This is a genomic window from Azospirillum sp. B506 (genome assembly GCF_000333595.1).
Lineage (GTDB): Bacteria > Pseudomonadota > Alphaproteobacteria > Azospirillales > Azospirillaceae > Azospirillum.
Window position 1 is genome coordinate 1 of record NZ_BADK01000440.1, and the last position, 4,634, is coordinate 4,634.

3 protein-coding genes and 1 pseudogene are annotated in these 4,634 nt (G+C 68.9%); 2 read left to right on the forward strand and 2 right to left on the reverse strand.

Going from position 1 to position 4,634, the window contains the following annotated elements:
- Window positions 1-1,747 (reverse strand): HWE histidine kinase domain-containing protein (locus I71_RS13415; protein WP_042695360.1); only part of this gene is annotated, 1,747 nt, incomplete at its 3' end.
- Between the two features lie 394 nt (window positions 1,748-2,141).
- Here I71_RS13415 and I71_RS13420 point away from each other — a divergent pair.
- Both I71_RS13420 and I71_RS13425 read left to right on the forward strand, forming a co-directional pair.
- Window positions 2,142-2,756 (forward strand): NUDIX domain-containing protein, encoded by a 615-nt coding sequence (locus I71_RS13420; RefSeq protein ID WP_042695361.1) that lies wholly within the window; start codon window positions 2,142-2,144, stop codon window positions 2,754-2,756.
- A gap of 62 nt (window positions 2,757-2,818) precedes the next feature.
- Window positions 2,819-3,724 (forward strand): LysR family transcriptional regulator, encoded by a 906-nt coding sequence (locus I71_RS13425; protein WP_042695362.1) that lies wholly within the window; start codon window positions 2,819-2,821, stop codon window positions 3,722-3,724.
- 8 nt (window positions 3,725-3,732) lie between these two features.
- Here the strand turns inward: I71_RS13425 and I71_RS13430 are convergent.
- Window positions 3,733-4,634, reverse strand: a pseudogene (locus I71_RS13430) (DNA repair protein RecN); the annotation flags it as partial.

Consider the following 4,634-nt stretch of genomic DNA (forward strand, 5'->3'; position numbering starts at 1 on the left):
CGCGCAGCGATGCCGGTCCCCAATTGTCTGCGGTGATCTGGTCATGGGCGCGGGCCAGCGCCTCGATGCGGCCGGCGACGATGGCGGCGAACTGCTGCACCGTCTCCGCCCCGCTCTCGCTTTGCCGCACCAGGGCGCGGACGAGGCTGAGGATGTTGCGCACGCGATGGTTCAGTTCGGCGATCAGCAGCTCCTGCCGTTCGGTCGCCTCCTTGCGGGTGCGGCCGGCGACGTCGGCCAGCCGCAGAACCACCTCCAGCAGGGTCACCCGCAGCGATTCGGCATTGCGCTCGTCCAGCTCGGTCCAGGGCTTGGACTGGCCGCGCACGGTCTCCTTCCAGGCTTCGAAGCTCTTGCGCGGGGTCAGGCGCGGGCCGTTGGGACCATACTGCGCCGGCTTGGTCGGGTCGCCGCCCCAGGTGACGGTGCGGACCAGCTCCTTGCGGAAGAAGACCAGGAAGTCGCGCGGCGTGCGCGACACCGGGATCGCCAGCAGCCCGCAGGCCCGTTCGGTGAAATCGCGAGCCGGCGGATGGACTTCGCTCAACTGATCGGTCAGATAGACCCTGCTGGGCGGCACCCGGTGCAGGAACCGCAAGATGCCGCGCGTCTCCTCACCCGTCGGCGTCTCGCCCTCCAGATGCAGGTGGCCGCCGATGCAGCAGGCGAAGCCGTCACACTCGATCAACGTGCGCAGCTCCGTCGCGAAGCCGACCAGACTGTCGAGCGGCGATTCGCTGTCCGCCAGCATCGACATGATGCGGAGATGGGTGCGGCGGGCCTCGGCCTCCTGCTGGCTTTCCTGCTCGCGTTCCCGCCCCTCCAGCAGAAAGGAGACCATCTGGGCCGACAGTTCGGCGGTGGTCCCGCGCTCNAAGGAAAGCGAGCGGCCGTGGCGATGGTGCCAGCAAACAGGCCCCACACTTGCCGTGCCGCAAGATCGACACCGACAGCGAGCATTCACCCCCATGTTGGGCAGATACTCGACATGGATCAGCGACACGCTGCGCAGCAGGCTGAGCGACAGGTCGAGCGGTTCGCCCAGCGGATCGACCGCCGGCACCACCGGAACCGGCGGCGCGTTCACATCGCCGATGCAGCGCAGCCAGCTGCGCTCATAGAGGAGCCGGGCCTGCTGCGGGATGTCCGACGCCGGATAACGCTGGCCGAGGAAGCTGCCGATGCCATGCACCGCCGATTCCGCGATCACCTCCCCCGCCCCGTCGGGGGCGAAGCGGTAGACCATCACCCGGTCGAACCCGGTCAGCGCCCGCATCTGACGCGCCGCCTCGCGGCAGAAGGCCTCGAAGCCGCGGGTGTTCTGGACCCGCGCGATCATCGAGCGCAGCAGCGACCCGGAATCCTGCGGTCCCTCCCCCTCGCTCGGTTCCGCCTCGATCACGATGGTCGAGCCGGACAGATGGACCGCTACATCGCAGACCGGGGCGACGTCCGATAGATGGAGGCCGAAAGCGCGCTCGACGCTGCCGTTGATGTGGGCCACCTGCAAGCGGCCACGGATGGTGTGCAGCGCCTCACCGGTGATCACGTCGGCCAGCAGATGCCCCAACAGGTCGTCGGGCTCCACCCCCAGCCAGCGTCCGATGTTGGCGGAGACATGGACGACGATCCAATCGGCCGTGACGGCGATCAGAAAGCCGGTGGGCTGGATAAGGCCCAGCTGGTGGATGGGCTCCCGGTCGCAATCGGTGAGGTCGACAGACCCCGAAGGAACCGGGCCGCTCATCGAACGAAGACTTCGGACAAACGCGACCTCTAGCGGAAGCTGGACCGGCGTCGTTCGTCACGCACAGCCAAGGGATTTCATCGACAATTTAGGCAGGCCGATGGATCGCTGCAACGCTCCAAAATGGCTATTCCTTTGTTCTGATTAAGCTGCGTTAACTTAACATAGGATAAGATTTGGACGTTGGTGAGGTATGATTATGCCCGGCAGGCTTGGGCTGGGCAGGACATCTCATCATTACGACGCATCTCTTCCTCAACTGGAAATAAGGATTGGAGCCGGAGGCCGGCAGCACCCCCAAGATTCCGCACATGGTCCCTTCATCCCTGGCAGGCTGCCCGAAATTCCGCCCTGGCGCAGAGTGACAGTCATTCCATGACCACCGGGAATCGCCATGACGCTCCTTTCGCCCACCACCATTTCCATTGCCGAGGACGAGCGCATCCGCATCCGCGACGTCACGCTGCTGTCCGACGACTGGTATGTGCTGAAGAAGACCGTTTTCGATTACCGCCGCCGCGACGGCAGTTGGCAAACACTCAGCCGGGAGACCTATGACCGCGGCAATGGGGCGGCCCTGCTGCTGTACGATCCGACCCGCGGCACCGTCCTGCTGACCCGGCAGTTCCGCTTTCCCGCCTACGTCAACGGCCATGCCGAACCGCTGCTGGAGGTGTGCGCCGGGCTGCTCGACGACCGCAGCCCAGAGGAGGCGATCCGGGCCGAGGCGGAGGAGGAGCTGGGCGTGACGGTCCAGGCGCCGCGCCGGGTGTTCGACGCCTTCATGAGCCCCGGTTCGGTGACCGAACGGCTGGCCTTCTTCGTCGCCGAATACCGCGCCGCAGACCGCAAGGAGGGTGGCGGGGTTGCTGAGGAGGGCGAGGACATCGAGGTGGTCGAGTTGACCTTCGCCGACGCCCTTGCCATGGTCGGCAGCGGGGCGATCCTGGACGGCAAGACCATCATGCTGTTGCAGCACGCCGCCCTTCATGGCCTGCTGCCGCGGTGACGGCGTCCGCCCTCCCCGCCGGACCAGGAGATTGGAAGCCGGGCGATTCCGACGGGGACTGGATGATCGATGATGGGGAACTCGACTGGGAGGACATCCGCGCCTTCCTGGCCACGGCCCGCAGCGGCAGCCTGACGGCGGCGGCGCAACGGCTGCGGCTGAGCCAGCCCACCCTTGGCCGCCGGCTGAAACGGCTGGAGGAGGCGCTGGGCGGCCCGCTGTTCGACAGGTTGCCCAACCGGCTGGAACTGACGGCGCTCGGCCGCTCGGTGCTGGACAGCGCCGCCGCCATGGGCGACGCCGCCGCGGCCTTCGCCCGCAACGCCGACCGGCTGGCGGCCACGGCCCAGCCGGTGCGGGTGACGGCGACGACGTCGGTCTCCGCCTTCCTCACCCTGCATCTGTCCGACCTGCTGGCGGAGACCGGGGCAGATACTGGTACGGGCCTGACCATCCTCAGCACCCGCACCGCCCTGAATCTCGCCCAGCGCGAGGCCGACATCGCGCTGCGCATGGACCGGGTGCCGGCCGAAGGCGATCTGGTCACCCGACGGTTGGGGAGGTTCGGGTTCACACTCTATGCGAGGCGGGACCTGCGCGACGACTGGTCCGGCCGCTGGGACGGAACCCCGGTGGTCGGCCTGCCGGAAACGCGGCGGCGGCCGTCGCAATCGGGGTGGGTGGACGACATCGTGCAAGGACGCGGCGCCCGCATCGTGGCGCGGCTCAGCGAATTGCCGATGCGGCTCGACGCCGCCCGGCGCGGGATGGGGATGACGCTGCTGCCCTGCGTGCTGGGCGATGCCGAGCCAGCGCTGGTCCGGGCGATCGAGCCGCCGGCCGCCCTATGCGAGGATGTGCATCTGCTGGTCCACCGTGACCGGCGCGACTCACCGGCCGTCTCCGCGGTGGTCGATGCCCTGGTCCGCCTGTTCCACCGCCATGCCGAGGCGCTGGCGGGAGAATAGCTGTACTCTCACCCCCGGCCGGCGATCAGGCTGTCGGCGGCGGCGCGGGCTTCGGCGGTGACCGTGGCGCCGGACAGCATGCGGGCGATCTCCTCGCGCCGCTCGTCGCCGTCCAGTTCGGCGACGCCGGTGGTGACCTGTTCGCCCGTCTGCGACTTCTGCACCTTCAGATGGACGGCGCCCCGCGCCGCGACCTGCGGGCTGTGGGTGACGACCAGCACCTGCAGGCCGTGACCCAGCGTTTCCAGCCGCTCGCCCACCGCGGCGGCGACGGCGCCGCCGATGCCGGTGTCCACCTCGTCGAACACCAGCGTGCCGACGGTGGAGGTCTGGGCCAGCACCACCTTCAGCGCCAGCATGAAGCGCGCCAGCTCACCGCCGGAGGCGATCTTGTTCAGCGCCCCCGGCGGCGAGCCAGGGTTGGTGGCGACCTGGAAGGCGACACGGTCGATACCCGACGCAGCCCATTCCGACTCGTCGAGCGGTTCGACCAGCGTGCGGAACTTGGCCTTTTCCATCTTCAGCGGCGCCAGTTCACCGGCCACCGCGACGTCCAGGCGGCCGGCGGCTTCGCGGCGGGCGGCACTCAGCGCCTCGGCCGCCTTGTGGAAGGCGGCGCGGGCCTGTTCGGCCTCCTTCGCCAGCTTGGCCAGCAGATCGCCCTGATCCTCGATCAGCAGCAGGCGGCCGGCCATCTCCTCGCGCAGGGCGGCCAGCGCATCGACATCGACGCCATGCTTGCGGGCGGCGGCACGGAGCGCGAACAGCCGCTCCTCCAGCTTCTCCAGGGCGCGCGGATCCATGTCCACGCCGCTGGAGACGGCCTGCAGGGCGGCAATGGCCTCTCCCGCCTCGGTCGCGGCGCGGTCGAGGGCGGCGATCACCGGGTCAGCGTGCCGCCGGCCCGGTC